General features: G+C 61.6%; 27 protein-coding genes and 1 riboswitch. Of the genes, 14 read left to right on the forward strand and 13 right to left on the reverse strand.

The genetic code is table 11. The annotated features are described in order from the left end of the window. The first annotated feature begins 367 nt into the window (after positions 1-367). A complete protein-coding gene (locus ACIP6G_RS11960) occupies positions 368-505 on the forward strand; it encodes a hypothetical protein (protein ID WP_400290271.1) in 138 nt (45 codons plus the stop codon). Here the strand turns inward: ACIP6G_RS11960 and ACIP6G_RS11965 are convergent. Beyond that, complete coding sequence (locus ACIP6G_RS11965; RefSeq protein ID WP_400290273.1) at positions 502-885, reverse strand: class I SAM-dependent methyltransferase; 384 nt, start codon at positions 883-885, stop codon at positions 502-504. The genes ACIP6G_RS11960 and ACIP6G_RS11965 overlap by 4 nt on opposite strands. Positions 886-983: 98 nt before the next feature. On the opposite strand from ACIP6G_RS11965, the gene tpx reads away from it, so the two are divergent. Next, positions 984-1,481, forward strand: a complete 498-nt coding sequence (gene tpx, locus ACIP6G_RS11970) for a thiol peroxidase (protein WP_332489327.1) — start codon at positions 984-986, stop codon at positions 1,479-1,481. 148 nt (positions 1,482-1,629) lie between these two features. Here the strand turns inward: tpx and ACIP6G_RS11975 are convergent, their stop codons facing one another. Beyond that, entirely contained in the window at positions 1,630-2,064 is a 435-nt protein-coding gene (locus ACIP6G_RS11975) for a hypothetical protein (protein ID WP_332489328.1), read from the reverse strand. Between the two features lie 89 nt (positions 2,065-2,153). Beyond that, positions 2,154-2,999, reverse strand: coding sequence for a phosphotransferase family protein (locus ACIP6G_RS11980; RefSeq protein ID WP_400290276.1), 846 nt, complete (start codon positions 2,997-2,999; stop codon positions 2,154-2,156). Positions 3,000-3,095: 96 nt separating this feature from the next. On the opposite strand from ACIP6G_RS11980, the gene ACIP6G_RS11985 reads away from it, so the two are divergent. Both ACIP6G_RS11985 and ACIP6G_RS11990 read left to right on the forward strand, forming a co-directional pair. Next, entirely contained in the window at positions 3,096-3,878 is a 783-nt protein-coding gene (locus ACIP6G_RS11985) for a type II CAAX endopeptidase family protein (protein WP_332489388.1), read from the forward strand. A gap of 18 nt (positions 3,879-3,896) precedes the next feature. After that, positions 3,897-4,313: a GNAT family acetyltransferase gene (locus tag ACIP6G_RS11990; protein ID WP_332489387.1), complete on the forward strand. Its 417-nt coding sequence runs from the start codon at positions 3,897-3,899 to the stop codon at positions 4,311-4,313. A 61-nt stretch (positions 4,314-4,374) separates the two neighbouring features. On the opposite strand, the gene ACIP6G_RS11995 is transcribed toward ACIP6G_RS11990, so the two are convergent. Next, a complete protein-coding gene (locus ACIP6G_RS11995; RefSeq protein WP_332498748.1) occupies positions 4,375-5,019 on the reverse strand; it encodes a VOC family protein in 645 nt (214 codons plus the stop codon). A 172-nt stretch (positions 5,020-5,191) separates the two neighbouring features. Next, a riboswitch (SAM riboswitch) is annotated at positions 5,192-5,311 on the forward strand. A 91-nt stretch (positions 5,312-5,402) separates the two neighbouring features. Here ACIP6G_RS11995 and ACIP6G_RS12000 point away from each other — a divergent pair. Further along, on the forward strand, positions 5,403-6,746 hold the full coding sequence (locus ACIP6G_RS12000) for a bifunctional o-acetylhomoserine/o-acetylserine sulfhydrylase (protein ID WP_400290572.1): 1,344 nt from the start codon (positions 5,403-5,405) through the stop codon (positions 6,744-6,746). Positions 6,747-6,748: 2 nt separating this feature from the next. Next, positions 6,749-7,894 (forward strand): homoserine O-acetyltransferase, encoded by a 1,146-nt coding sequence (locus ACIP6G_RS12005; protein ID WP_332489386.1) that lies wholly within the window; start codon positions 6,749-6,751, stop codon positions 7,892-7,894. A gap of 82 nt (positions 7,895-7,976) precedes the next feature. Here the strand turns inward: ACIP6G_RS12005 and ACIP6G_RS12010 are convergent, their stop codons facing one another. Next, positions 7,977-8,873 (reverse strand): SGNH/GDSL hydrolase family protein, encoded by an 897-nt coding sequence (locus ACIP6G_RS12010; RefSeq protein WP_400290280.1) that lies wholly within the window; start codon positions 8,871-8,873, stop codon positions 7,977-7,979. Positions 8,874-8,902: 29 nt separating this feature from the next. After that, on the reverse strand, positions 8,903-9,301 hold the full coding sequence (locus ACIP6G_RS12015) for an SHOCT domain-containing protein (protein WP_400290282.1): 399 nt from the start codon (positions 9,299-9,301) through the stop codon (positions 8,903-8,905). A gap of 352 nt (positions 9,302-9,653) precedes the next feature. On the opposite strand from ACIP6G_RS12015, the gene ACIP6G_RS12020 reads away from it, so the two are divergent. Beyond that, positions 9,654-10,304 (forward strand): alpha/beta fold hydrolase, encoded by a 651-nt coding sequence (locus ACIP6G_RS12020; RefSeq protein ID WP_332502605.1) that lies wholly within the window; start codon positions 9,654-9,656, stop codon positions 10,302-10,304. On the opposite strand, the gene ACIP6G_RS12025 is transcribed toward ACIP6G_RS12020, so the two are convergent. Next, complete coding sequence (locus ACIP6G_RS12025) at positions 10,305-10,535, reverse strand: RNA-binding S4 domain-containing protein (RefSeq protein ID WP_181148825.1); 231 nt, start codon at positions 10,533-10,535, stop codon at positions 10,305-10,307. A 180-nt stretch (positions 10,536-10,715) separates the two neighbouring features. Between ACIP6G_RS12025 and ACIP6G_RS12030 the strand changes: the two genes are divergently transcribed. The 4 genes from ACIP6G_RS12030 to chrA all read left to right on the forward strand — a co-directional run bounded on the left by ACIP6G_RS12030 (position 10,716) and on the right by chrA (position 15,393). Next, positions 10,716-12,101 carry a glycine--tRNA ligase gene (locus ACIP6G_RS12030; protein WP_400290284.1) on the forward strand — a complete coding sequence of 462 codons (1,386 nt, stop codon included), beginning with the start codon at positions 10,716-10,718 and terminating at the stop codon, positions 12,099-12,101. 6 nt (positions 12,102-12,107) lie between these two features. Further along, a complete protein-coding gene (locus ACIP6G_RS12035) occupies positions 12,108-13,037 on the forward strand; it encodes a GNAT family N-acetyltransferase (protein WP_400290286.1) in 930 nt (309 codons plus the stop codon). A gap of 79 nt (positions 13,038-13,116) precedes the next feature. Continuing rightward, positions 13,117-14,130, forward strand: coding sequence for a DMT family transporter (locus ACIP6G_RS12040; RefSeq protein ID WP_400290288.1), 1,014 nt, complete (start codon positions 13,117-13,119; stop codon positions 14,128-14,130). Between the two features lie 57 nt (positions 14,131-14,187). After that, complete coding sequence (gene chrA / locus ACIP6G_RS12045; protein ID WP_400290289.1) at positions 14,188-15,393, forward strand: chromate efflux transporter; 1,206 nt, start codon at positions 14,188-14,190, stop codon at positions 15,391-15,393. Positions 15,394-15,471: 78 nt separating this feature from the next. Here the strand turns inward: chrA and ACIP6G_RS12050 are convergent, their stop codons facing one another. The 6 genes from ACIP6G_RS12050 to ACIP6G_RS12075 all read right to left on the reverse strand — a co-directional run bounded on the left by ACIP6G_RS12050 (position 15,472) and on the right by ACIP6G_RS12075 (position 21,616). Further along, complete coding sequence (locus ACIP6G_RS12050; protein WP_400290291.1) at positions 15,472-16,440, reverse strand: ABC transporter substrate-binding protein; 969 nt, start codon at positions 16,438-16,440, stop codon at positions 15,472-15,474. Between the two features lie 13 nt (positions 16,441-16,453). Beyond that, complete coding sequence (locus tag ACIP6G_RS12055; protein ID WP_400290293.1) at positions 16,454-17,254, reverse strand: ABC transporter ATP-binding protein; 801 nt, start codon at positions 17,252-17,254, stop codon at positions 16,454-16,456. Continuing rightward, the gene (locus ACIP6G_RS12060) at positions 17,251-18,297 is read right to left on the reverse strand and encodes an iron chelate uptake ABC transporter family permease subunit (protein WP_332727459.1); all 1,047 of its coding nucleotides are present in this window, start codon (positions 18,295-18,297) and stop codon (positions 17,251-17,253) included. The genes ACIP6G_RS12055 and ACIP6G_RS12060 overlap by 4 nt, the downstream gene beginning before the upstream one ends. Then, on the reverse strand, positions 18,294-19,370 hold the full coding sequence (locus tag ACIP6G_RS12065) for an iron chelate uptake ABC transporter family permease subunit (protein WP_400290296.1): 1,077 nt from the start codon (positions 19,368-19,370) through the stop codon (positions 18,294-18,296). Before ACIP6G_RS12065 ends, ACIP6G_RS12060 begins: the two co-directional genes overlap by 4 nt. 135 nt (positions 19,371-19,505) lie before the next feature. After that, on the reverse strand, positions 19,506-21,152 hold the full coding sequence (locus tag ACIP6G_RS12070) for a DUF5671 domain-containing protein (protein ID WP_400290298.1): 1,647 nt from the start codon (positions 21,150-21,152) through the stop codon (positions 19,506-19,508). Beyond that, positions 21,152-21,616: a hypothetical protein gene (locus ACIP6G_RS12075; protein ID WP_400290300.1), complete on the reverse strand. Its 465-nt coding sequence runs from the start codon at positions 21,614-21,616 to the stop codon at positions 21,152-21,154. Before ACIP6G_RS12075 ends, ACIP6G_RS12070 begins: the two co-directional genes overlap by 1 nt. A 103-nt stretch (positions 21,617-21,719) precedes the next feature. Here ACIP6G_RS12075 and dusB point away from each other — a divergent pair, with 103 nt between their 5' ends. From dusB to dnaG, 3 genes are all read left to right on the forward strand, one after another. Continuing rightward, positions 21,720-22,904, forward strand: coding sequence for a tRNA dihydrouridine synthase DusB (dusB, locus tag ACIP6G_RS12080; protein ID WP_105657211.1), 1,185 nt, complete (start codon positions 21,720-21,722; stop codon positions 22,902-22,904). Positions 22,905-22,981: 77 nt separating this feature from the next. After that, a complete protein-coding gene (locus ACIP6G_RS12085) occupies positions 22,982-24,265 on the forward strand; it encodes a deoxyguanosinetriphosphate triphosphohydrolase (protein ID WP_332498739.1) in 1,284 nt (427 codons plus the stop codon). 9 nt (positions 24,266-24,274) lie between these two features. Further along, a complete protein-coding gene (gene dnaG, locus ACIP6G_RS12090; RefSeq protein WP_105657213.1) occupies positions 24,275-26,155 on the forward strand; it encodes a DNA primase in 1,881 nt (626 codons plus the stop codon). The last annotated feature ends 9 nt before the right edge of the window (positions 26,156-26,164 follow it).

Raw genomic sequence — 26,164 nt, forward strand, 5'->3', positions numbered from 1 at the left:
TATTAGCGTCTCGTGCCCGGAGCCATGGGCAATTCTCCCCGCTTGGCTCAGCACAGTTCTGCATGGGGATGCCCACTGTCCCAATGACATCGGAGAATAAAAGAGGCTTGCCGGCGGCTCGTGGAAACCGATGAAACGGCAGCTTCCCTTGCGAAGTCAGTTGGCTGCGAAACACCGGTCGCATTTAGGCAGCGATTCCAGGCCTTGAAAAGCTTGCCGACTGTTGAATACCTGGCGGCGTTTGGAAATAGCCACGAGGCTAGGAGGGCAGAATGAATATTCCATCTGGGCTCTGGAATCCTGAACGCTGACCGGTGCGTGCGTACACGCTCACCGACCATTGGGAGCCAGAACGGTAGGGAGCCAAATGCCAGTCGGCGAATCGCTGCACGAGCTGCAGCGAGGTTCCTTCGCGGAGTTCGTCCTGGTCTTCCGGTCCGCCGTTGGCATGGCGGGTGGTTCCGACAACGAGTACGCCCGTGACGCTGAGCACCTGATCGGCTAAGTTGAAAAGCCTCGCAGTTCATCGCGAGAAATGAAAGCAGGCACATTACCGGTCAACAATAGGGCGTCGTACGTCCTTGGCAGGTCATGCTCGCCCAATGAGCCCACGGCCAGCTGGTTCGCCGATAGCTGCCGGAACCAGCTCCCGTCGAATAGCTCTGCAGCTACATCCAGCACTTGGGGTGTGGGATCTATGCCGTAGCCACGGTGTCCCAAGCGGCGCAAGGCGTTGACGGTGTTGCCTACCCCGCAACCGATATCGAGAATTCGTGAATTGCGGCGGCAGAGCATGTCGGTGAAACGGGCGACTACTTCCAAATCAGTGCCGTCAAGGGTCTGAGCACGCATCTTCGCTGCGTATGAATCGTAGTCGGGGCCCATGTCCACAGTTTTGCATAGGAACGAGAAGTGAGCGACTTGTTTGCGCTAGTAGGCAGAAAATATAGCTCCGGATTAGGCATTCATGATAAACAAGACCTATGGCTAATACTGCTTTCAAGGGAACCCCTGTACAGACTATTGGTGATCTGCCGGCCGTTGGCTCGCAGGCTCCAGCTTTCACTCTCACCGACACCGGCCTTGCAGATGTCACCAGCGAATCGCTGGCTGGCCGTCGCGTTGTCCTGAACATCTTCCCGTCGGTTGATACCGGCGTTTGCGCTGCCAGCGTGCGTCGCTTCAACGAATTGGCTGCGGGTCTGGAGAACACGACCGTGGTGTGCGTTTCTGCTGACTTGCCATTCGCTCTGGGACGCTTCTGCGGTGCCGAAGACATCGAGAACGTTACCGCTGCTTCGGTCTTCCGTTCCGATTTCGGTTCGGACTATGGCGTCACCCAGGTTGACGGTCCACTAGCTGGTTTGCTGGCCCGTTCGGTTGTAGTACTGGATGAAGACGGCAAGGTTGTTTACAACCAGATCGTCCCGGAGATCACCACCGAGCCGGACTACGAGGCAGCCATCTCAGCACTGAACTAGATATTCTTTGTATCGGAGACGATACGCCAAAATGCCCACCTGAGCATCGTGCTCGGGTGGGCATTTTGCTTTTTCAACGCGTTTGAACAAAATAATGTTTCGCTAGATCCTGATAGACGAAGACATCGGGAGGGATCATCATCAAGTGCTAAGTCGCGTTTGAGGCAATTGATACCGTAAGTTCGTGTCCTTGCAACTCTCTTGCGACGAAAGTGAGCGAACTTGAGTAGCCGTTTAGAGAAATCTCTTCGCGGGCGTTTGCGCCGTCATGGGTGCAGGGAACGCTGATTTCTCCTTTGTCAGGTTTCTCATCGCTTTGCCATGCGATGCTGGACGACATGTCTTCGCCCGAGCATTCGAGCACTACCGTATATTTGCCGCCGCGGAGCGGAATAGCAAGGGAGATATTCTGGTCTTTCCTATCAATTTCTGTGCTGATGGCAGCCAGCTCATGGTCTTGCAGCGGCATCATCGAATCTGTACCTGGTGGAGGAGGACTGCTGGAATCGCTGAGGGAGCAACCTGTGAACGCCATTGAAGTTCCTACGAGGGCAATGAGAGCGAATGCGTTTTTCAGGGTCATATTTTTCCTCGCTTAGGAAGCTACAGTTCGATATCGGATTCTGGTTGGTGAGAATGCTGTCGCGACGGGATGAATGGTTAGCGAGGAGCTCACTTCCGTACCGTCTGCGCGGCGGTGAGGATGCGCGGACCAATCTTGCGCATGAGCTTGCCCATCTTCGGGTTGTCGGTGCGCGAGAGCGTATCCGATAGCCGTTCAAGACTCATCAGGCCCAACCAGATTTTGGCCCGGTATGCTTCCTCGGCGCTGGGAGCAATCAAATCCGCCATTTCCAACCCATGCCACAGGCTCAGGTAAGCGGTGTTCAAAGCCGGGTCCCACGCAGCGGCCAGGTCCCAGTCCAAGATGCCAACCAGTTTCTCGCCGATCCAATGCATGTTGTGGCCGGCCAAATCGCCATGAACCAAGCCCGCAGGAACCTGCGCCAGGAAATCGAGCTGGGCCCAGAGCTCGGTAGCAGGCCCTCGCAGTTCCTCGGGCAGCGCATCGAAGCATTGCTGCTGCCTGGCCTGGGTCCATTCGCCACGGAATGAAAACGGTTCGGCCAGATGCTCGCTGATCGGCTCCAGCGGCAGCTCGGCCAAATCCTTGACCAGCTGTCCCAGCACCTTCGGATCCCCGTAATGCGGTTCATGGGCGCTGCCGGGGATGAAAGACATGGCCACGGAGCTGAGTCCGTCGACGTGCAGGATCTCGGAAACCGCCACCGGAATCTGGTAGTTGAGCTGGCCCTCCAGCAAAGACAGCAGCTTGACGGAACGGGGCATCTGCTCCGTGGCCGCTGGCGTGCGCGCCATGCGAATCACCGCTTGCGGATTGCCAATGACCACCTTGTGGAATTGTCCGCCTTCGTTCACGGCCGCATCTTCCCAGGAAAGATCGGGGCAGAGCTGACGGGCAATCTGCAGTTCTCCAATGGTGGCAGGACGGCTCACTCGCACTCTTCTCGTTCAGCTTGCTGGTGGTCTCAACCTCAGGCTATCGCAGGTTTGCCACGTGGCTGCTCAGTACGCGCACAGCCAGATCAGCCTATGATCGGAAACGTGAACGCTGAACAATCTAAGCAGACAGCAACCCGCAAGACCCTCAAATTCGAGATCGTCTTGGTTCTTGCCCTGTCTTTGGGACAAAGCGCGGTCTACTCGCTGCTGAGCTTTGCCGACAAGGTCACCCGGGCGCCGCTGCGCGAGCAGACTACATCGCTGAACAACCCGCTGAGCACCCGCGAGTTCTTTGATTTCTCCTACCAGCTGCTGGACATCTTCTTTGCCTTGGTACCCGTCGTGCTGGCGCTCTACCTGATGAAGCGCACGACCGGACGAACTATCCGGGACATCGGTTTCGATATGCGCAAGCCGGGCAAGGACGCACTGCTCGGGGCGGGGATGTTCTTGGCCATGGGAGTAGGAACGCTGGGCGTCTATGCCGCTGGGCGGGCACTGGGCGTCACCACGGCACTGTCAGCAGCGAATCTTGGCGATTATTGGTGGAGCGTCCCAGTGCTTCTGCTGTCGGCTGCACGTCATGCAGTCCTCGAAGAAGTGCTGATGCTCGGATTCTTGTTCACCTACGCCAAGAAATTGAAGCTGGGCCTGTGGAGCACGATTATTGGTTCTGCGATGATCCGAGGCAGCTACCACCTGTACCAGGGGGTGGGGCCGATGATCGGCAATATGCTCATGGGCGTCGTCTTCGGCTGGGTATACCAGAAGTACGGGCGGGTGATGCCGCTGGTTATCGCGCACTTCCTGCTTGATGCCATCGGCTTCGTGGGATACGCCTTGGTCGGGCCGGCCATCGGAATCGGCCAGTAGCGCCGGTAAGCTGAGCCAATGCAGATTACCGTGCTGCGCGAAGAGGACCTTCGCCAAGCAGTTGAATTGTGGGAAGCAACTGGGCTGACTCGTCCGTGGAATGATGCGCTCGCCGACGCCCGACGGGCTTTGGCCGAGCCTACTTCCACGGTGCTGTCCATCGTTGAGAACGATCAACTCATGGCTACTGCGATGGTTGGCCATGATGGCCACCGAGGTTGGCTCTACTATGTTGCGGTGGATCCGTGCCGGCAGGGCAACGGACTGGGAAGGGCGCTGGTGGATGCCGCTGTCCTGTGGCTGCGGGATCTCGGCGTGCCCAAGGTGCAGCTCATGGTCCGCGAGGAGAACTCTGCCGTCATCGATTTCTATGAACGGCTGGGCTTCGAAGACCAGCACGTCGCGGTCCTGGGGAAGCGGCTGGACCGGCCTTAAGGAAAAGAAAGTAGGTGGGGACGCCATTGTCCCCGCCTACTTGCGATCTCTGCGGAACTGTTTACAGCACCACGGTTCCGGACTCGGTCTCAAAGGTAACCGACATGATGCCCGGAGTGCCATTCGGCGCTTCATATTGCATGGTGACAGCGCCCAAATTGACGTTCTGCGGCTGGCCCAGCCAATCCAGCACCCGTTCACGCGAGCCGGCGATGGCGATCTGGCTGATGGCGCCGGCAGGTTCCAGCGCCTTGGACGGATGCAGCTCCTCGGATCCTTCATCCCAGGAAATCAGGTACGGGCACTGCGGATCGGCGATCAGGCCCTTGATGCCAATCTGCTGCCAGGTCAGTTCGCGGCCATCAGGGAACTTCCGGTTGCCCGGCACCGACTTGCGGCCCAAGCGGTCCTCGGCACTGGATAGGTCCTCCACCGAGACGCACCAGCCCATCCAGCCGCCGCCGAGCTCCGAACGGGCGCGAACCGCCTGTCCGAAGGGTGCCTTGTCGCTGGCCGGGTGGTTCAGGACTTCAACCACCTCCAGGTACTGGCCGTGCTTGAGCGGGAAGATGACATTGCGTGTTCCGAATCGTGGATGCACGCCGCCCTTGACGAATTCCAGTCCAAGGGACTCGGAGATTCTTTCAGCGGTTGGCAACAGCCCGTCTGGGCCGCATGCATAACTTACGTGATCTAGCCTCATCATGTGCCCATCATGGCAACATGTGATGCGAGTCTCTACTTAGGCACACCTAAGTGCCGTGATGCTATCGAATACTCTGCGATGAACCTGCAATATTCGCGAAATATGACCGATTGAGTCCAATGACGAGCCCTTGCGTTGCAAAGATCTTCGGTTTTCGGGCAAACTGGTACCAGGTCATGAGTCCCAGTAACAAGCCCCGGCTTACTGGGCGGCAACCCTCCAACCGCGGTGGGGTGCCCCGGGTGAAGACCTGGCCCTTGAACGCACAAGGCATCAAGGACAAGCGCGGGTTACCCCTGGAAGTCGTCACGATATGGTGCTTCCTGTCGGTGTCTTTTCAGTGGCGTACCCCCATAGTCATGAAACGCTATTTGGAGGAAACCATGAGCAATAACTGGTCATTTGAAACCCGTCAGATCCACTCCGGCCAGACCCCGGATCCGACGACCGGAGCACGGGCTCTCCCGATTTTCCAAACCACCTCTTTCGTCTTCCCCAGCGCCCAGAGCGCTGCTGCACGTTTCGCGCTGCAGGAACTGGAGCCGATCTACACCCGTATCGGCAACCCGACCACTGACGCGGTGGAAACCCGCGTCGCTGACCTGGAGGGCGGCGTTGGAGCACTGCTGCTCTCTTCGGGACAGGCTGCCACCACTTTCGCCATCTTGAATTTGGCCGAAGCCGGCGACCACCTGGTGGCCAGCCCCAGCCTGTATGGCGGAACCCAGAACCTGCTCAAGCACACGCTCAAGCGCCTGGGCATCGAGGTCACCTTCGTTTCGGACCCGGACAACCTGGATGATTGGCGTGCCGCGGTGCGTCCGAACACCAAGGCCTTCTTCGGGGAAACCATCTCCAATCCGCGACAGGACGTCCTGGACATCGAGGGCATCTCGGCGATCGCCCACGAAGCTGGCGTGCCGCTGCTGGTGGACAACACCCTGGCCACCCCGTACCTGATCCGCCCGATCGAGTGGGGCGCGGATATCGTGATCCATTCGGCCACCAAGTTCCTTGGCGGCCACGGCAATGCCATTGCCGGTGTCATCGTGGACTCGGGCAACTTCGACTTCGCCAAGGACGCCGACCGCTTCCCGGGATTCAACACCCCGGACGAGTCATACAACGGCCTGGTCTTCGCCCGCGACCTGGGTGTCAACGGCATCCTGGGCGCCAATCTGGCCTACATCCTCAAGGCCCGCGTGCAGTTGCTGCGCGATTTGGGTTCCTCGGTTGCGCCGTTCAACGCGTTCTTGATCGCGCAGGGCCTGGAAACCTTGTCGCTGCGCATTGAGCGCCACGGCCAGAATGCCGTAGAAGTTGCCAATTGGCTCGAAGCCCGCGAGGAAGTGCAGAAGGTCGCCTACGCAGGCCTGAAGTCCTCGCCTTGGCATGAGCGTGCGCAGAAGTACAGCGATCAGGGCGCCGGCTCGATCATCGCGTTCGAACTGGAGGGCGGTTCGGAAGCCGGCCAGGCCTTCGTGGACGCACTGGTATTGCACTCCAATGTCGCGAACATCGGCGACGTGCGCTCATTGGTCATCCACCCGGCCTCCACCACCCATGCCCAGCTCTCCGAAGCGGAGCAGGTTGCGGCCGGCGTGAGCCCGGGACTGGTGCGGCTGAGCGTCGGACTGGAGAATATCAAGGATATTCTGGCCGATCTGGAACTGGGCTTCCAAGCTGTTGCAGCCCTCGAGAACAAGGAACTGCAGGAAACCCTCTAGGCATGGCATCCATTGTGACTACTGAAGATACTCTGCGCGCCGAAGAGCTCGCCGGCGGACAAGACGGCATTTTGCGCCGTAAGTCCGTGGGGGAGCACCACTTCGAATTCGGTGGATTCCTTCCGGACGTGGTGCTGGCCTATGAAACGTGGGGGACGCTAGCAGCTGATGGCTCCAACGCGGTGCTGGTGATGCATGCGCTCACCGGTGATGCCCACGTTGCGCAAGGCGATTCGCAAAGCGCCGGCTGGTGGGAAGAGCTCGTAGGCCCCGGCGCCACGGTTGACACTAATGAGTACTTTGTCGTGTCCATCAACATGGTGGGTGGTTGCAATGGTTCCACCGGCCCCTCGTCCTTGGGCGACCAGGGCCTGCCCTACGGTTCGAGCTTTCCTTTCGTCACCATCAAGGACTCGGTGCGCCTTGAAGCGCGGCTGGCCAAGCAACTGGGAATCGATTCCTGGCATGCGGTCATTGGCGGTTCGATGGGCGGTGCGCGCGCGTTGGAATACGCCGTCGAGTTCCCCGACCAAGTCAAGAACCTCGTAGTGATGGCCTCGAGCGCGCAGGCGACTGCCGAGCAAATTGCCTTTGCACAGGTGCAAACCCAATCCATCCGGTTGGATCCGCACTTCTGCAATGGCGACTACTACGGCAACGATGCGCGCCCGGACGCCGGTCTTGGCTTGGCTCGCCGCCTGGCCCACATCACCTATCGTTCCGAGGCCGAGCTTGAAACCCGTTTCTCGCGCAACCCGCAGGATGGCGAGAAGCCAACGGGTCTGCTCGAGGGGCCTCGCGGGCGGTACCAGGTGGAAAGCTATCTTGACCATCAGGCCAGCAAGTTGGTGAATCGTTTCGATGCCAACAGCTACCTGGTGCTCACCGAGGCGCTGATGAGCCATGATGTGGCTCGCGGCCATGAATCCCTGGAAGCCGCCTTGGCGCGACTGGCGAAGGTCAACGTGGTGGTTGCCGCGGTAACCACTGACCGGTTGTACTTTCCTGAGCAGTCAGTGAAGCTGGCTTCGTCGCTGGCCAAGCCAAAACCGGTGCACTACATTGATTCGCCGATTGGCCACGATGGATTCCTGACCGATGCCACGCAGCTCGATGGCGTGCTTCGGACCTTGGTGTTCGGAGACTGAACCCCGGAAGGGGCTCGGGAAGATTTCAAAGCCTGAAGCAGTTCCGCCAGTAATCGGTGGAACTGCTTCAGGCTTTTCATGCCTACTTGGCGCTGTCGCCGGCGCCGAGCGAGTCGTTTGGCTTGGTCTGCGCAAACGGCGTGGCCGAGGGCCGTTTCGGGGTGATGCCGTCGCCGGAGGACTGGTGGCGCAGGCGGCGCAATACCCAGGGAGCAAGATGCTCACGCGCCCACTGCAGATCCTCCTTGCGGGCTTCCCTCCAGCTGCGTTCATCCACGGCCGGAACGATTTCGGTGTCCAGCGGATGCGCGACGTTCAGCGAGTCCAGTGCCATGGCGGCAATGCGCTGGTGCCCGGCGGGGGAGAAGTGCAGGCGATCCGGTGCCCACATCTGGGATTGGTGCAACTCCTGCAAGGCCCACATGTCCGCCACGATGGCGTCGTGGCGGGCGGCTACGGTGCGCACGTTTTCGTTGTAGATCGCCACCTTGCCTCGGATGCTTCCCAAAACCGGGGTATCGCGAATATCGGGCCCGGTGAAGAGCAAGAGCGTGGCGCCCGTATCGGTGAGCTTGGCTACCGCATTGTCGAGGATATCTGCAATCTTGTCTGGATCCCCGCCCGGGCGCAGGACGTCGTTGCCGCCTGCGCAGAGAGAGATCAGATCGGGCTTCAGGTCAATGCAGGGATCGAGCTGTTCGGCAACGATCTGGCCGATCAGCCGGCCTCGAATGGCGAGATTGGCATACGAGAAGTCCGGGACGGTGCGGCTGAGCTCGTGGGCCAAGCGGTCGGCCCAGCCAAGGTGGCGGCCGGTGCTCGACGGGTCGGGGTCGCCGATGCCCTCGGTGAACGAGTCCCCAATGGCGACATAGCGGCGCCACGGATGCAGTGGGGCATTGGCGGATGTTGATGGTTCAGAAGCAGAATCGTTTGGCACGAATCTATTGTTACCAATGGGTAACTTATAGTCAATCATTCCCGAGGATGATTCCATGAGCCGCCGTGCTAGACGCTCAAAGCGTCCCGGCGCGCCTGCAAGTACTCGTCGCGGGTAATGATTCCTCGCGAGTGCAGGGAATCGAGTTCGGCAAGCTTGTCCTCAAGGGATTTTTCCGGCGCCAGCATAGCTGAATTAGCGGCTCTTGCCATCAGTTCGGTTTCCAGGGTCAGCGGATCAAAACCGGCGCTCTTGGCTTTGCGGTAATTGCGCACCGCCACGAAGATGATCAATCCGATAACGGCGATAAAGAGCATGGCGAACAGGGGAGTGCCGACTGAAAATACGGTGTCCACGTTTTCGAATAGGGACGAAGCGCTTCCCGGGTCCGGTTCGATGTACCCTAAACTATCGAGATCCTCTTGCAGCTGCCCCGGAATATTTTCGCTGTATTCAATTTCGTCCATGGCGCCTATTCCTAACTCTGTCGCTGTCGCTGCCTCGTCCGGCGAGAGCGGCGTTCCGGAGGGCCGTGAGGCCGTTGGTCCAGTTGAACACGAAAAACTTGGAAAGCTAAGCAATTTTTACAAGATTTATAATCTTGTAACATGTCAACTGGATTTCCAGGCCTTGGAAGACCAAGGTTCCAGGAGAGTGCCGGCCAACGCCATCAGCAGATTCGACGGCGATTATGGGGAAGTTCTGCGGCACCCGGGCGCTGCCATCGCCGGTGGCCGGGGACTTGATGGAATCGGGTCGCGGAAGCGCTGAGCTAGCTGTAGTTCCCCGCTACGTCCTGTTCGATAGTCTTGGGGAACTATGACTATCCCGGATCAGGCTCCAGTGGCCATCATCTCCCGTAACGACGAATCCCGCCTTGGAACTCCGCTGCTGGTGTTCCTGCACGGCTATGGCTCGAATGAACAAGACCTCATGGGGCTCTCGCAGCATCTGCCCGAAGAGTTCACTTACCTCTCGGTGCGCGCACCGCTGCAAGCAGGCCCGGGGTACAGCTGGTTCCCGCTGACCCAGGAAATCGACTACTCCATCGAGTCGGTGGCACGCAGCGTCGAAGCGCTATGGGCATTGCTGGAACCGCTGGTAAAACAGCACTCCTCGATCACCCTGCTCGGTTTCTCCCAGGGCATGGCCATGGCCACTTCATTGGCACGCTACCAGCCCGATTCCATTGAAGCCGTCGTCGGGCTCTCGGGCTTCGCCGTGGATCCCGGGCCCCTGGAAATATTCGACGACGCGAAGCTGGCAGAAAAGCCGCTACCGCTGTTCTGGGGCCGCGACCTGTCTGACCCGGTGATCACCCGGGACAAGATCGAATACACCCTGGGGTGGGTCCCGGGGCACACCGAATTGGCCAGCGAAACCTACCGGCAGATTGGCCACTCGGTGTGCATGGAAGAACTACAGGATGTGGCCGAGTTCCTCAACAGGGTCGTCCTGGGGAAAAGCTGACTACTGCTGGGCGGTGACCTTCACGCATTCACCATTCACGCACACCACGTCGCCGGGGCGGATCTGCGCCCCGCGACGGGTGTCCACCTCTCCATTGACGGTGACGATTCCGTCGGAAATCATTTCCTTGGCGTGGATGCCATCCTCGGCCAGGGAGGCAAGTTTGAGCAACTGGCCCAAGCGGATGGACTCGTCGCGGATTTCTAGGTCAAAAGCTTCGTTGGCACTCATGGCTTCCATTCTTCCCTAAATAAGTGCGCTGCATCGTAAGAATCGGCCAAAGGCGTGGAAGTTCACGTCGGCGTTACCTGATTCGGCTTCGTCTGCAGGCCGCGGAAACGATACCCTTGGAAGGTATGTATTTTTCTACGGACCGCAACCAGCGGCCTCGTAATTCCCATTGGAGTTGATATGGCGCCACAGTCCAAGCTAGACCAGGTTATTTCCCTCGCAAAGCGTCGAGGATTCGTTTTCCAGGCTGGTGAAATCTACGGTGGTTCCCGTTCGGCATGGGATTACGGTCCCCTGGGCACCGAACTGAAGGAAAACATCAAGCGCGAGTGGTGGCAGAACTTCGTTCGCGGCCGCGAGGACATGGTTGGCCTGGACTCGTCGATCATCTTGCCCAAGGCTGTCTGGGAAGCGTCGGGCCACGTGGCCACCTTCACCGACCCGCTGGTCGAATGCATCCAGTGCCACAAGCGCCACCGCCAGGACCACCTGATCGAGGCTTTCGAGACCAAGAAGGGCCGTGCCGCCAAGGACGGGATGAGCGAGATCGCCTGCCCTGACTGCGGCACCAAGGGCCAGTTCACCGAGCCGCAGATGTTCTCCGGCCTGATGAAGACCTTCCTGGGCCCAGTGGATACCGAAGCCGGCCTGGCCTACATGCGTCCGGAGACCGCCCAGGGCATCTTCGTGAACTTCGCCAACGTGCTCACCGCCTCGCGCAAGAAGCCGCCATTCGGCATCGGCCAGATCGGCAAGGCTTTCCGCAACGAAATCACCCCGGGCAACTTCATCTTCCGCACCCGCGAGTTCGAGCAGATGGAAATCGAGTTCTTCACCGCTCCGGAAGATGCCCCCGCCTTCTTCGACCAGTGGGTCAAGGATTGCTGGGCATGGTTCCTGGATCTGGGCATCAAAGAAGAGAACCTGCGCCAGTTCGACGTGCCAGAAGACGAGCGCGCGCACTACTCGGCCGGCACCATCGACTTCGAGTACCGCTTCGGCTTCCAGGGCTCGGAGTGGGGCGAGCTCATGGGCGTTGCCAACCGCACCGACTACGACCTGTCCAGCCATGCGAAGGCTTCGGGCTCCGAGCTGTCCTACTTCAACCAGGCCACCGGTGAGCGCTACACCCCCTACGTGATCGAGCCTTCCTTCGGCCTGACCCGTTCCATGATGGCTTTCCTGGTCGATGCCTACACCGAGGACGAAGCACCGAACACCAAGGGCGGCGTGGACAAGCGCACCGTGCTCAAGCTCGATCCGCGCCTGGCTCCGGTCAAGGCCGCGGTGCTGCCGCTGAGCCGCAATGAGAACCTTTCCCCGAAGGCCAAGGACCTGGCTGCCGAGCTGCGCAAGCGCTGGAACATCGACTTCGATGACGCCGGTGCCATTGGCCGCCGCTACCGCCGCCAGGATGAGATCGGCACCCCGTTCTGCATCACCGTGGACTTCGACACCCTCGAGGACCAGGCCGTGACCATCCGCGAACGCGACACCATGTCCCAGGAACGTGTTTCCCTGGACCAGGTCACCTCTTACCTTTCCGAGCGCCTGAACGGAGCCTAGAGCCCGATGAACGAACTGGAATTCCGCCTGTGGCGCTCCGGGGACGACCTCCAGCTGCTGCAGATCTTCGGCGACCCGCGTTCCCCGCAGGCCCACCAGGACCGCACCATGCTGCGCGAAAACAGCGATGCACCGTTCTCCCGCACGCTGGTAGCCACCGTTGACCAGGTGGCTATCGGCGCCGGCGTGGTGTTCGCTTCCTCGCTGCATCCGCAGCGCCTGTGGCTCTATGTCGAGGTAGCCGCCGAGCAGCGCCGGTCCGGCGTAGGCACCGCGCTGGTTCAGCAGCTGCGCAAGCAGATCCCTGCGGGCCAGGCTACGGAGCTCAAGGCCCGCTATACCGTGACCGCCGGCGATCCTGCGGCCGCGGCGGCTGGCTTCTGCCAGTCGCTGGGCCTGGGCGAAATCCAGGTCTCGCGCGATGTCATCCTGGAGCCGGGGGCTCTGGCTGAACCGGTTTTCGACACCAATGACCGGGTGATCGAGGACCTGTCCACCGGCAGTGTCGAGCTGACCCAGCTGGTGATGGATTTCTACAACGCGGTGCACACCGATTGGGATCCAGCCAAGATGACCGTGGGCTCGGCGCAGCGCATGCTGCTCGACGAGCACACCGGCGCGCAGGGCGCCCTGGTGCTGCGCGACAAGCCGAAGCGCGAGGGCGGTGTTCCGCTGGCTTTCGCGGTCAGCTACGTGCCCGCCCGCGAGAACGCCCCAACCGACGTGCTGGTAGGCCACAACCCGGCCTTCAGCGATGACGAAGTGGCAGAAGCGGTGCGCGACATGGTCGCCATGCTGATCCACCAGTACCCGGTGAAGCTGGAAGTCGACTCGTCGATGTTCGTCCTCTCCTCGCTGATTGATGCGTTGGCAGTGGTTGACCAGGCCACCGTCATATCCACGACGCATATCCTCGCCAGCGACGCGGCGAAGTAATGCCAGCAAGAACGGGACCCGCCTGGCGGGTCCCGTTTTTGCCATTCTGCACCAGCCTCCACTTCTTGAAAGAACTCCGTTGACCACCAGCACCACCATGACCGCGCAGGTCCGCTCCGGCGGAAAGATCCTGTTCATCCTGCTTGCCATCGCTTCGGGCCTGCTGCTGTGCGTGCAGTCGCGCATCAACGGGGCGCTGGGCGCGAAGCTGGGGGACGCCATCGCGGCATCAACCATCAGCTTCGGTGTCGGCTTGGCGGCATTGGTACTGCTGGCCATCTTTGTTCCCGCGGTGCGCGGCTCGGTGGCGCAAGTGCCGCGCGCCTTGGCCCAGGGCTGTTTCCCGCGCTGGTACCTGGTGGCCGGCGCGGTAGGTGCCCTGATTGTCTTCAGCCAGGCCGCAGCGGTGCCGCTCATTGGGGTGGCGCTGTTCACCGTCTGCCTGGTGACCGGCCAGGCAATCGGTTCCATGTTCATGGACCGGGTGGGCTTTGGCGGGGCCGCGCCGCGCAAGATCAATGCCTTGCGCATCCTCGGCGTGGTGCTGACCATTATCGGCGTGGTTTGGGCGGTCAGCCCGCGCGGAGCCGACGCGGACCTTTCCTCCTTGCTTCTGCCAATGGCGCTTTCGGCAGCCGTCGGCATGCTCATGGGCTTCCAGGCAGCTGCCAACGGCGCGCAAGCGGCGGCTTATGGCGGCGCCACGGCGGCGACCCTGGTGAACTTTGCCGTCGGGTTCGTGGTCCTGGCGATGGTGATGCTGGTGCGGTTGCCTGCCGGCATCGGCCTGGACCCGCTGCCAGGCACCTGGTGGTACTACATCGGCGGACTGCTCGGTTGCCTGTTCGTCGGCATCACCGCCCTGGTGGTCAAGCGGCTCGGAGTGCTGGTCACCAGCCTCGCGGCCGTTGGCGGCCAGCTGGTGGGCTCGCTGCTCCTGGACGTTTTCTTCCCGGCCCCCGGTTCGTCCGTCACCGCCGCAACTGTCATGGGTACCTTGCTGACACTGCTCGCCGTTGGCCTGGCCTCGATCTCAGGAGCGCGGAACGCGAAGCGCGCCAGCCCCCGGATCCCGGTGGCATCACGCAATTAGCGTGGCGCGCTATCGCTGTTTACCTTCCGTTTTCCTCCACGACTTATGCTGGAATCCATGGAATCACAGCGCATGGCACAGGGCTCGGCCAGGGAAGTCTTCAAGGTCTTCCTGAAGCTCGGCTTGACCTCTTTTGGCGGTCCCATCGCCCACTTGGGATACTTCCGCACCGAACTGGTTGATCGCCGCCGCTGGCTCGATGACCAGCAGTACGCCCAACTGGTCGCATTGAGCCAGTTCCTGCCCGGCCCGGCATCCAGCCAGGTCGGTTTCAGCTTGGGCTTGCACCGGGCCGGAATGCGCGGTGCCCTGGCGGCATTCCTGGCGTTCACCCTGCCCTCTGCGGTGGTGATGGCGGTCTTCGCCTTCGGCGCTTCGCTGTTCAGCGGTCCCATCGGTACCGGGCTGCTGGCCGGCCTGAAAATCGTCGCGGTCGCCATTATCGCCCACGCGGTACTGGGCATGGCAAGGAACCTGGCTCCGGATCGTGCCCGTGCCGCCATTGCGGTTGTCGCTGCCGGATCGGCGCTGCTTTTGGCCGGAAGCTTCGGGCAGGTCCTGGCCATTGCCTTCGGCGCATTGGCAGGATATTTCTGGTGCCGCGGCAAGGATGCCGGAGCAACGGGGGCTATGCAGTTTCCGGTATCAAGGACCGTGGGCATCAGCTGCCTGTCGCTGTTCGCCATCCTGCTTTTCGGGTTGCCGGTGGCGGCCCTTGCCACCGGCTGGGATCTGCTGGCCTTCATCGACGCGTTCTACCGCTCCGGCGCCCTGGTCTTTGGCGGCGGGCACGTGGTCCTGCCGCTGCTCCAAAGCGCAGTCGTGGATCCCGGGCTGATCAGTTCCCAAGAATTCCTCGCCGGCTACGGCGCGGCCCAGGCCATGCCCGGACCGCTCTTCACCTTCGCCGCGTTCCTTGGCGTCCTCGTCGACTCGGGTCCCGGCGGCGCGGCCGGAGCGCTCATCGCCTTGCTTGCCATTTTCCTTCCGGGCTTCCTGCTGCTGCTCGGCGTGCTGCCGTTCTGGAACCGGGTGAGCCACTGGCCTGCCGCCAGGGCCATCATGCATGGCGCCAATGCGGCAGTGGTCGGGGTGCTCGCCGCCGCACTGTACAACCCGGTCTTCACCTCGGCGATTACTTCGGCTCCCGCTTTCGTCCTTGCCTTGCTCTGCTTTGTTTTGCTGACCGCCTGGAAGATTGCCCCATGGATTGTCGTGGCCATCGGTGCGCTCGGGGGAGTGCTGCTGGGCGTGCTGGCTTAGGCAGGCTCGGTGAACTGCTGGGGCCGGCGCCCCGGTGCGCCTCGTGGCGCCCGGGTACCGGACCTCGGCGCAATGCCCCTAGTTCAGGCTCTTGGCTGTGTTGAGCACTGCGATCAGCTCGTCGAACCATTGCGCATAGCTGCTGTAGGTGAACGGACGCTTATCATCCCATTCGACCACCTGGCTGGCCTCTACCGCTGGCAAAGACGCGAAGACGGGATGGTCCTTGACCTGCTGCGCGGTGCCCGAATAGCTCAGCACCACATCGGCAGGGTAGTCGGCAACCTTCTCCCAGCTCATTGAAGCCCAGCCGCTGTCCTCGGTCTGGCCGACAATATCGAATCCGAGTTCGTCCAGCAGGGCCAGCTGGCCCAGTGATTTCTGGCCGACGTACAGGTCGTCATACCCATTGAGCGCGATGATCCGCAACGGCTGGTCCTTGGCCAAGGCACGCAACTGTTCAAGTTTGGCTTGGTAGTCGGCCTTGGCGGCGGACTGCGACGCAATATCCCCACCCAATGACTTGGCCAATGATTCATAGTCCTCGATGACCTCCAGAACAGGCCGGTTGCCAAATTTGATGCCCAGGAATGGAGCCGTGGCAGTGGCCTCTGCCTGGACCTTGTCATCCCACCAGGTCCAGCCCGTGCCTTCGGCATTGCCGAAGCCCACGATCAGATCCGGGTCGAGGCCAAGCAACTTCTCCAGGCTGAACTCTCCGTCCTGGCCGATGATGGTCATCTCTGCTGGATCCGCACTGCCAAGGGCCAGGCTGCCCGACTCGTCCAAACCGTATCCGAAGACGCCCGAGGGGCGGATGCCGTAGTCCCAGAGTGCCGCAGCCGAATAGGAATCGGTGACCAGCGTTTGCGGTGCGGCAACCATGGAGATGGTTTTTCCATAGCCGGAATCGGTGAAGCTCCACGCTGCGCTGGCTTCGCCGCTTGAGGGGGAGGCAGCCTGGGTGCTCGGGCTGCAGGCGGCCAGGGCCAGCGCTGCGGCGAGCGAAGCTGCGCCGAAAAAGACGCGTCGGGTCATTGGTTGCATGTTCTTTTCCTTCTTAGATGGCCTCGTGGCCCAGCGGGATCACGAGTGGTGTGTGCGAGACGGGATCCTGGATGATGGTGCAGGGCAAGGCGAAAACCTCGCGGATCAGTTCCTCGGTGACAATCTGCGAGGGAGGTCCTGCGGCGACGATCTCACCGGATTTCATCGCGATCAGGTGCGTGGCGTAGCGGCACGCTTGGTTCAAGTCATGGAGTACCGCAACCACCGTATTGCCCTGTTGCTCGTTGAGCCTGCGGCACAGTTCCATGATTTCGATCTGGTGGGAGATGTCCAAGAAGGTGGTCGGTTCATCGAGCAGCAGCAAAGGAGTCTGCTGGGCCAGTACCATGGCGATCCAGACGCGTTGGCGTTGCCCGCCGGATAGTTCGTCGACCAGCCGCCGGGAGAGCCCGGTGGTGCCTGTGGCGTGCATGGCGCTGAGCACTGCTTGCTCGTCCGCGGCAGACCATTGGGAGAACAAGCCTTGGTGCGGGCTGCGGCCGCGGGCGATCAGATCCGCAACGGTGATGCCATCCGGGGCGATGGAGGACTGCGGCAGCAGCCCCAGCCGCTGGGCCACCTGCTTGGCTGGCAGGGACAGGATCGGTTTGCCATCCAGGATGACCTGGCCGGAGGAAGGCTTCAGCACCCTGGACAGGGCGCGCAGCAAGGTCGATTTGCCGCAGGCGTTGGGTCCAACGACGACCGTAAACGAGCCCGGGGGGATGGATAGCGAGAGGTTTTCGGAGATGGCCGATGGCCCGTAGCCCAAGGTGAGCCGGTCGGCGGATAGCTGCGGATGGGTCGTGCTCATTGGCGTCGTGCCTCACGAAGTAGTAGCCAGATCAGGTAGACCCCGCCGATGCTGACGGTGACTACGCCAACCGGCAGGGAAGTGTTCTCCAAAACGCGCTGGGCCAGCACATCGCTGGCCAGCAGCAGCACGGCGCCGAGCAATGCCGAGTAAGCCAACGACACGCCTGCGCTGCCCATGATCCGGCGCGCGATTTGCGGAGCAGCTAGCGAGATGAAGGCGATGGGGCCTGCCGCCGCGGTGGCCAGGGCAGTCAACGCCACCCCGATCACCAGCAAGGACAGCTTGCTGGATTCGGTGTTGATGCCCAGCGCCACAGCAGCGTCGTCGCCCAGTTCCAGCAGGCGCATCCTGCGCGTGCAGGCCATGGCGCCCAGCGCGAGAGGCAGGGCTACCGCTGCGGCCGGTATGGCCTGGTCCCAGCCGATGGCATTGAGCGAGCCGGCACCCCAGATGGCCGCGGACATGGCGTCCTCCAGCTCGCTGCGCAAGATCAGCCAGGTGTTGGCCGAAGCGAGGATCGCGCTGACCGCGATCCCGACGATGATCAGCCGGAATCCCTCAGAGCCGTTCTTAAAGGACAAGGCATACACCACGGCCGCGGTGGCCAAGCCACCAGCCAATGCACCGAGTGCCACCTGGAAATACCCGCCGCCGAAGACCAGCATGACGGCCAGCGCACCGGTATAGGCACCGGTATTGAATCCGATAATGTCTGGAGAACCCAGGGGATTGCGGGTCATGGATTGGAAAATTGCCCCGCTGGCGCCTAGCGCTGCGCCCAATAGCAGTGCCATCAGAACGCGGGGCAGCCGCCATTGCAGCACCACCCGCTGGCTGCTGGCCTCCCCGGCTCCAGCCAGGGTATTGAGCACTTCGCCCAAGCCCAGCGTGTAGTCGCCAGTGGCCAACGCGTAGAGGCCCAGGGCGGCCGCCAACACCGAGAGCAGTGCGGCGAGAAGCAGCTGACGTGGTTGCACGCGCAACCAGATGCGTCCAATGCGCAGTACCCGGCGGCCCGGGCCGAAATCCACAGCACTCATAGTCCGCTAGCCCGCTTGCGCCGAACCAGCCAAATCAGCACCGGAGCGCCAAGCAAGGCCGTGACGACCCCCACCTGCATTTCGCCGGGCGGGACAACGATGCGGCCAAGCACATCGGAAACGAGCAACAGCACCGGGCCGAGGATCATCGAGAAACACAGGATCCATCGCTGATCCGGTCCGACGATCCAACGGCTGATATGCGGGATCATCAAGCCCACGAAGCCGATCGGGCCGGCGGCGGCGGTCGCTGCGCCGCAGAGCAGGGTGACCGCCACGATCACCACTGCGCGGGTCAGGCCGATATTGGTACCCAGCGCGAGGCTGGCCTCATCGCCCAAGGCCAATGTGTTCAGCGAGCGGGTGCACAGCACCGCCAATACCAGCCCCAGGATAACGAAAGGGGCGATGACGCCCACCATGGGCAGGGTGCGGTTGTTCAAGGTTCCCGCGCCCCAATAGCGCATGCGGTCAAAAGCCTCGGGGTTGAGCAGGGTCATCCCGTTGGAAATTCCTCCCAGCACGGCGCCCAGTGCGACGCCGGACAAGGTCAGCCTGGCCGGTGTCGCTCCACCGCGGCCACGCGATCCAATGAGGTATACCGCGAGGGTGGCCAGCACGGCCCCGGCGAAGGCGAACCAGATGTACTGGGAAATGTGGGTGATGCCCAGGAATGCCACTGCGAGCACGACGGCGAATCCGGCGCCCGCGTTGACCCCGAGGATACCGGGATCTGCCAGCGGATTGCGGGTCAGTGCCTGAATCAATGCGCCGCCAACAGCCAGGGACATTCCTGCCAGGAGCCCAATCGCGGTGCGCGGCAGGCGCAGCTCGTTGATGATCACCAGTGTTTCGGGTGCGCCAATTCCCCATAGCGCCTGCCCGGCAGCCAGCGGTGCAATAGCCTTTGCTCCAATGCCCAAAGACGCGAAGAGGGCGACTGCGAGCAAACCGAGGCACAGGGCCATCGCCGCTGACTTCCAAGCATTGCTGGCGGCCAATCCTGCTGATCCATGGGCGGCTTTGGTTCGATCGGACTTGTTGGTGGGTTGATGCGGCGCAAGGAGGGTCATGCGACTTTCCGTAATTAGGGAACACTCACTGAATCGCGAGCACAAAAAGTCACACTACCATGATGTTTTTAGGTTAGGGCAAAATAAGTCACAATAGACGAACCTATTTACAGATTGGTGATGAATGCGTTCCGACTAGGCGAGATTGATAAAACGCACCGACCCGTCAGCTTCGGCAAGGACCATGAAGGAGTCATGATGAGTTGCCAGGTATTCCTCGATGCGCGCCAGCACCGACACCTCGGCCCGGTCGTCCAGCGCAGGGCCGGACGAAGCCATCCACGTCACCGCTAGCTCCGGGCGCGCTTTGAGCTGAGCCGCCATCGGCTCGGAAGGCGCCGGGCCAACGATTACCACTGCTCGACGTGTTATCGCCCCCTGAGAGGCAATGGATTTTCCAGAAGAACCGGCTCTGGAATCCTTATCCGAACGCCACAGCGCAAAGTGGTAGCCGGCCACGGCAGCGGTCGCAACCAGCCAGCCCAGCGGGCCGCGAACGGTGTCCAGGAGGGAATCAAGACGAGAATCGGGTTCCAGGTAGAACTCGAAAATCCGGTACCCGAAGACCAGCAGGGAAACCAGCGCGACGACGGAACTGGCTCCGAAGAACAGGACCAAATAGGCGCTGCGCGAGTCTGCCGGGAAGGGCTTCCAGGGCTTGAAGTACCAAAGCCATGCGGCGGTTCCGAAGGCGAGCAAGCCGAGACCATGGCCCAGCAAACCCGCGGAGTAGCCCACCGAGACGCTGGACCCCAGTGCTGCGAAGAGCGCATTGACCACCATGCCCAGACCGGTAGCCAGCACGGCCAGGCTGACACCGCTCAGCGCCAGGTGCGCTGCGCCAACCACGGCGGCAGGGTGCAGCCCGGAACGCAGCTGGGACTGGTGATAAATCCAGAGAACCGCGGCCGCCACGATGATGGCCAGCAGGCTTGGACCGCCGTCGAGGAAGAGGTCGGTGCGTTCCTGCGCCGTCCATGCCTGCGGCCACACCCAGGAAACCAGCTCGGCGATCGCCAGCAGGAACGCCAACGCCGGTGCGGCCAGGCCCAATACAACCAGCAGGATGCTGTTCAGGAGATTGGACATCATCTGGACTCTGCGCAGTTTCCAATGCCAGAACCACAGGGCCGAGGAACCGGCCAGCCAGACCAGCGCCATCAGCAGATTCGGCATGCCGGTGGGACCCACCAGCGTATTTTCCGGCACGAACAGGATTTCCAACGCGACCGTCAGCGTGGCAACCAGCGAAAGCGCGAAGAGCACCATGCTGAAGTAATTTCCCACGGTGGCCGCCAGCTGGGCGAATTGCCGTGGTGCAGTACGCGATGAAGTAATTTGGCGGTGCTGCCAGGCGCACACCGTGCCCCAGCCCAAGGCCACCGCCAGCGTCGACTGCCATGCCCCGTCGCGGGCTGCGGAAACAAGTCCCGCCAGGAACGCCAGCGCGGCGCAGCTGCTGGCAGCCAGGGTGGCAAGGTACGCGGCGGAGGCCTGCAAGGACCAGATGGCTGAGTCGAAGGCCGACGGCCGGGCCAGGCGCTTGCGGATGGAACGCCACAACAACCAGGCCAAGGGGATTCCAACTAGGGTGAAGGTGAAGGCCATCGCCAGCTGCTCGGTGCTGACCAGCAAGGAATCGAAACCATGGAAGAGCGCGGTAAAGAGCGTAGACAGACCCGTAGCCGAGACCATCAACAGCACGAACAGCAAGCCGTGGAGGATCACCGGACGCAGCACGCTGCTGCTTTGCACGTGGAACGCCGGGGCGGTTGCGGCCATCAGTAACCCATCTCCTCGGCGGTGCACAGGCCGACCTGCCACGGCACGCGGTCAATCAGCCAGGTTCCATCGACCTTGCGCAGCTCGAAGGCCTCTTCATATGAGGAGAGATTCCCCAAGGGCAGGAATTGGGCGTCGCGGGTATTGAACCTGGTGCGGACGGTAGCACTGGACTCCCCGACGGTGCTGCGCAGCAGCTGCACATCAAGTGGCTGCGGGGCATAGGGTTCGGGAGAGCACAGCATCCTGGATTGGCCTTCAATGGTGTGGCGCTGCATGGCCGGCAAATCCTCGGCCTCGAAAGCCATCAGATATCTTTGCACGACCCCTTCCGGGGTGTTCTCCCCGTGGACCTCTGGTGCCGAACGCAGCGAAACCACGAGCAATGCGGATATAACCAAAGCCACAATGGCGGCGGCAAGGGCCAGCAAAACCACCCGCGCCGCCGAAAATTTACTTGTCATTGCATCATTTTGGTCCACATCAGGACAATAATCCAGCGCCTCGGCATCAAGATTTGATGAAGATCTCAGTTACTGTTTTGCGTTCGTGCGGGATAATGGATGGGTGACGACCCTGACTGATGCGCCAACCAACACCCCGACCCTCAAGCTGCCTCCATTGCAGCTGGGCAAGCTGACCATTGATACCCCGGTGGTTCTTGCTCCGATGGCTGGGGTGACCAACCGCGCTTTCCGCCGCCTCTGCCGCGAATACGGCGGCGGGCTGTACGTGACCGAAATGGTGACCGCCCGGGCACTGGTGGAACGCAACCCCGAATCCTTGCGCATCATCTCCCACGATCCCGACGAGGAAATCCGCTCCATCCAGATCTACGGCGTGGACCCCGGCACCGTGCGCGCTGCCGTGCGCATGGTGGTTGACGAAAACCTGGCGGACCACGTTGACCTGAACTTCGGCTGCCCAGTTCCAAAGGTCACCCGCAAGGGCGGCGGCTCGGCCCTGCCCTGGAAATCGGATCTCTACACCTCCATCATCGAAGCCGCGACCTCAGAGGCCGCCAAGGGCGATATCCCGCTGACCGTGAAGATGCGCATCGGCATCGACAAGGACCACCTGACCTACCTGGAATCAGCGAAAATTGCCCGGGACCACGGTGCGGCCGCAGTCACCTTGCACGCGCGCACCGCCGGCCAGTACTACGCGGGGCACTCCGACTGGGACGCGATCACCACCCTGCGCGAAGCCATGGATGACATGCCGGTGTTGGGCAACGGCGATATCTTCAGTGCCGAGGACGCCATTGAAATGGTTGAGCAGACCGGTGCCGCCGGCGTCATGGTAGGCCGTGGCTGCCAGGGCCGGCCATGGATTTTCGGCGACCTGCAGGCGGCCTTCGAGGGCCGTGAAGACCGTTTCCGCCCGGGCGTGCGCAAGGTCGCTGACACCGTATACCGCCATGGCGAACTGCTGGCCGAATTCTTCGAGGACGAGGGCAAGGGCATGCGCGATATCCGCAAGCACATTGCCTGGTACTTCAAGGGCTACCCGGTAGGCGGCGAAATCCGCTCGCAGCTGGCCCAGGTGCCATCCCTGGCAGTGCTGCGCGAACTGCTGGACCAGCTGGATCTGGACCTGCCATACCCGGGGGTTGCCGCAGAAGGCACCCGCGGACGTGCGGGCCACCCGAAGAAGACGCACGTCCCCGACGGCTGGCTGGATAACCGCGTGATGAGCGATGCCCACCGCGAAATGATCAAGGCCGCTGAGCTGGATATCTCCGGCGGCTAGCCACCCCGGAATAGCCACGGCTACGCCACTAGTGGATAACTCCTCAATGCCGGCAAAGAGTTACTAGACTAGGAACTATGACTCAGATCCCCGGATATACCGAAGCCGACCAGCAGCGGTGGGTGCCTGAACCAGCGAAGAAGTCCTACCGTACTGCCTTTGAGCGGGACCGTGCCCGCGTGCTGCATTCCTCCGCCTTGCGCCGTTTGAGCGCCAAGACCCAGGTAGTGGCACCGAACCAGAATGACTTCGTGCGCAACCGGCTCACCCACTCATTGGAAGTGGCCCAGGTGGGCCGCGAGCTCGGTGCGGCCCTTGGCTGCGATCCGGATGTCGTCGACACCGCCTGCTTGGCGCACGACCTGGGTCATCCGCCCTTTGGCCACAACGGCGAGAAGGCGCTGGACAAGGCAGCCAAGGACATTGGCGGATTCGAGGGCAATGCCCAGACCTTGCGTTTGCTCACTCGCTTGGAAACCAAGACTTTCCGGCACAACGGGCATTCGGCCGGGTTGAATCTTTCGCGGGCCTCGCTGGATGCAGCGTGCAAGTACCCGTGGCTGAAAACCGATGCGCCAGAGGTCAACGGCAAGAAAACCAGGAAGTTCGGTGTTTACGAGGATGACGCCACCGTCTTCAACTGGTTGCGCAATGTCCCGGAGGCCACCGCCGGAGCGGTCTGCATGGAAGGCCAGGTCATGGACTTGGCTGATGACATTTCCTACTCGGTTCATGACGTGGAAGACGCAATTGTCGGCGGCAAGCTGCAGCTGCGTTGGCTCAAGCAGGATCTGCAGCGCGAGCGTGCGTTGCAGGTGACCAAGGACTGGTACTTGCCGACCACTGGGGAGGCCGACATCGATGCGGCGTTGCGCCGCCTGGAAATCAGCGATGAGTGGGTTTCGCATTTTGACGGCTCACGGCGTTCCATGGCGGCGCTGAAGGACATGACCAGCCAATTCATTGGCCGCTTCGCTGCCGCCGCAATGGATGCCACCCGGGCACGCTTCGGGGAAGGCAAGCTCACCCGCTATAACGCGAACCTGATTGTGCCCGAGGAAACCGAACACGAGATTGCCGTGATGAAGGGCATCGCGGCCAGCTACGTGATGGCTTCGGAAGTGCGCCAGCCGCTCTACCTGGATCAGCGCACGCTGCTGACCGAGCTGGTCGAACTGCTCTTTGAAACGGGCCGGGATAATCTGGAGCCGATCTTCGCAGCTGACTGGGAAGACGCCGCTGATGAAGCGGCCCAGCTGCGTGTGGTGATTGACCAGGTCGCCTCGCTCACTGACGTCTCAGCCACCGAATGGCACTCGTATCTGGTTAAGGGCGAAGCCCCTGACGCAAAGTTGTTCTAGAAGGGAATCATGGCAGGGCTGATCAAGCGTGAAGATATCGACGAGGTGCGTAACCGCACCGACCTCCGTGAGGTCGTCGAATCCTATGTCACGCTCAAATCCGCGGGCATTGGCTCGTTCAAGGGCCTGTGCCCTTTTCACGACGAACGCAGTCCGTCCTTCCATATTCGCCCGCAGCTAGGAACCTTCCACTGCTTTGGCTGTGGCGAGTCCGGCGACGTGATCGCCTTCATCCAGAAAATGGACCACTCGTCGTTCACCGAAACTGTGGAACTTCTGGCTGCCCGGATCAACTACGAGCTTCGCTATGAAGACGGGGGACCGGGACCGCGCCGCGAAGACTACGGCAAGCGCCAGCGCCTGGTCGACGCGCACAAGGTCGCCGAGGAATTCTTCCGCGCGCAGCTGGCTACCGAGGAAGGAGCCGCCGGCCGCGAGTTCCTTGCCGGTCGCGGTTTTGACCAGGAAGTCACAGCCCAATTCTCCGTGGGCTATGCGCCCAAGGGCTGGGATTCGCTGCTCAAGCACCTGCGCTCCAAGGGCTTCGTTGATGATGAGCTGAAGCTGACGGGCATGTTCTCCGAGGGCAACCGCGGAATCTATGACCGATTCCGCGGACGTGTCATGTGGCCGATCCGCGACCTGTCTGGTGCCACCATCGGCTTCGGTGCACGCAAGCTCTACGAGGATGACCAGGGCCCGAAGTATCTGAACACCCCGGAGACCCAGCTCTACAAGAAATCCCAGGTCCTCTATGGCCTGGACCTGGCCAAGAAGCAGATTTCCAAGAGCCGCCAGATCGTTGTGGTGGAAGGCTACACCGACGTGATGGCCTGCCATCTGGCTGGCATCACCACCGCGGTAGCCACCTGCGGTACCGCTTTCGGCACGGACCACATCAAGATTGCCCGTCGCCTGCTGCAGGATGACGGCACCGGTGGCGAAGTCGTCTTCACCTTCGATGGTGACGCCGCAGGCCAGAAGGCCGCGCTGCGCGCCTTCGAAGAAGACCAGCGATTTATTGCCCAGACTTACGTTTGTGTTGAACCAACCGGTGCTGACCCGTGCGACTTGCGTTTGCACCGCGGAGACGAAGCTGTACGCGAGCTCATCGAGCTCAAGCGTCCGCTGTTTGAATTCGCCATCCGTGCCGAATTGAAGAAATTCAATCTGAACACCGTTGAAGGACGTGTCCAGGCCTTGCGCCAGACCGCTCCGATCGTTGCGCAGATCCGCGACTCGGCCATTCGTCCGGCATATGCCCGTGAGCTTGCCGGCTGGCTGGGAATGAATAATGAGGACGTCAACCGCTCGGTGGGCGCCTCCATCAAACGCGCCCGGTTGCCGAAGAACGCAGACCTGCAGGCACCACACCCGCAACCGGGGGAGGCTGAACAGGCAATCCCGGCGGCGGCCTTTGAACGCCCGGATCACCGCGACCCGGTGATGCGCCTTGAACGACAGGCCCTGGAAGTGGTGATCCAGCAGCCGCAGCGGTTGAAGGACGAGCAATGGCAGGCGTTCTACGAGGCTCGCTTCCTGGCCCCGGCGCACTCTGCTGTCCACGATGGCGTCGTTGCCGCGTCCAGCGCAGGCGCGTCGGCGACCTCCTGGGTTGAAGTCATTCGCGACGAAGTCCCCGAGCAGTTGCGCAGCTTCGTTTCAGAACTCGCAGTGACCAGCATTCCGGCATCTGACGAACATAGCCTGAACCGCTACTGCGCCGACATCATCAACGGCTTGATTGAGCTTCAAATCACACACCGCAAGGCTGAGTTGATCGGCCGCTTGCAGCGTGCTGAAATGGCACCCGAAGGCGAAGAATATGCCCAGATCAACCGGGAACTGATGGAACTGGAGATGCGCCGGAGGATCCTTCGCGGAACCTAGGATCCCGAT

Origin of the sequence: Glutamicibacter sp. NPDC088483, assembly GCF_044753145.1 — a bacterium.
Classification (GTDB): Bacteria; Actinomycetota; Actinomycetes; order Actinomycetales; family Micrococcaceae; genus Glutamicibacter.